Source organism: Aeromonas sp. A600620, from assembly GCF_029479985.1.
Classification (GTDB): Bacteria; Pseudomonadota; Gammaproteobacteria; order Enterobacterales; family Aeromonadaceae; genus Aeromonas; species Aeromonas veronii_A.
Window position 1 is genome coordinate 1 of record NZ_JAAKXB010000028.1, and the last position, 1,537, is coordinate 1,537.

The 1,537-nt window shown below is 52.4% G+C and carries 1 rRNA gene; it reads left to right on the top strand.

What is annotated here, in order from left to right:
• Positions 1–21 precede the first annotated feature (21 nt).
• A 23S ribosomal RNA gene (locus G5533_RS20365) occupies positions 22–1,537 on the top strand; the annotation flags it as partial.

Genomic DNA, 1,537 nt, shown 5'->3' on the forward strand with positions numbered 1-1,537 from the left:
CGACACTTCTTGGGGTTGTATGGTTAAGTGACTAAGCGTACATGGTGGATGCCTTGGCAGTCAGAGGCGATGAAGGACGTACTAACCTGCGATAAGCTGTGAGAAGTCGGTAAGAGACGCTATTACTCACAGATTTCCGAATGGGGAAACCCACCCGAGATAACTCGGGTATCTGTTACTGAATACATAGGTAACAGAGGCGAACCGGGAGAACTGAAACATCTAAGTACCCCGAGGAAAAGAAATCAACCGAGATTCCCTCAGTAGCGGCGAGCGAACGGGGATTAGCCCTTAAGCATCTTGGAAGTTAGTGGAACGGTCCTGGAAAGGCCGGCGATACAGGGTGATAGCCCCGTACACGAAAACAACCTTGATGTGAAATCGAGTAGGGCGGGACACGTGACATCCTGTCTGAATATGGGGGGACCATCCTCCAAGGCTAAATACTCCTGACTGACCGATAGTGAACCAGTACCGTGAGGGAAAGGCGAAAAGAACCCCTGTGAGGGGAGTGAAATAGAACCTGAAACCGTGTACGTACAAGCAGTGGGAGCCCTTCGGGGTGACTGCGTACCTTTTGTATAATGGGTCAGCGACTTACATTTTGTAGCGAGGTTAACCGTATAGGGGAGCCGTAGGGAAACCGAGTCTTAACTGGGCGTCTAGTTGCAAGGTGTAGACCCGAAACCGGGTGATCTAGCCATGGGCAGGTTGAAGGTTGAGTAACATCAACTGGAGGACCGAACCCACTAACGTTGCAAAGTTAGGGGATGACCTGTGGCTGGGGGTGAAAGGCCAATCAAACTCGGAGATAGCTGGTTCTCCCCGAAAGCTATTTAGGTAGCGCCTCGGACGAATACTACTGGGGGTAGAGCACTGTTTGGGCTAGGGGGTCATCCCGACTTACCAACCCCATGCAAACTCCGAATACCAGTAAGTAATATCCGGGAGACACACGGCGGGTGCTAACGTCCGTCGTGAAGAGGGAAACAACCCAGACCGCCGGCTAAGGTCCCAAAGTTCTGGTTAAGTGGGAAACGATGTGGGAAGGCTCAGACAGCTAGGATGTTGGCTTAGAAGCAGCCATCATTTAAAGAAAGCGTAATAGCTCACTAGTCGAGTCGGCCTGCGCGGAAGATGTAACGGGGCTCAAACCAGGCACCGAAGCCGCGGATTCACACTTATGTGTGAGTGGTAGGGGAGCGTTCTGTAAGTCTGCGAAGGTGTATCGAGAGGTATGCTGGAGATATCAGAAGTGCGAATGCTGACGTAAGTAACGATAAAGGGGGTGAAAAGCCTCCTCGCCGGAAGACCAAGGGTTCCTGTCCAACGTTAATCGGGGCAGGGTGAGTCGACCCCTAAGGCGAGGCCGAAAGGCGTAGTCGATGGGAAGCAGGTTAATATTCCTGCACGACTTGTAATTGCGATGGGGGGACGGAGAAGGCTAGGTGGGCCAGGCGACGGTTGTCCTGGTGAAAGTGCGTAGGTGGTGTTTCTAGGCAAATCCGGAGACACAACACTGAGACACGAGACGAAC